This window comes from Tamlana crocina, assembly GCF_012037625.1.
Window position 1 is genome coordinate 1 of the sequence record NZ_JAAVJS010000807.1, and the last position, 291, is coordinate 291.

The following is a 291-nucleotide window of genomic DNA, read 5'->3' on the forward strand; positions in this document are numbered from 1 at the left end:
ACTGGCTCTTAAATCAAAAGCTGGTTTTTTGAAGGTGTACTGATAATTTAAATTTAGGAAATAGTTATTGCGATTTCTGTTTGAAATACTATTGTAATAATATTCAGAATTTGCACTTAAATATTGCTGCTCACTTAAATAAAAGAAGTAATCTACGGAATGTGATTGAGTTCTTATTGGTGCAGTCTCTCTACTTTCTATAATAGTGTATAAATAACCTAAATCAGCATTATAAGTAGTGCTTAACCAATCTGTAATTTCAGATTCCAATTTCGCATTAAAATTCAAATT

At 28.2% G+C, this 291-nt stretch carries 1 pseudogene; it reads right to left on the reverse strand.

What is annotated here, in order from left to right:
* Positions 1-270, reverse strand: a pseudogene (locus HC176_RS19845) (hypothetical protein); the annotation flags it as partial.
* Positions 271-291 lie beyond the last annotated feature (21 nt).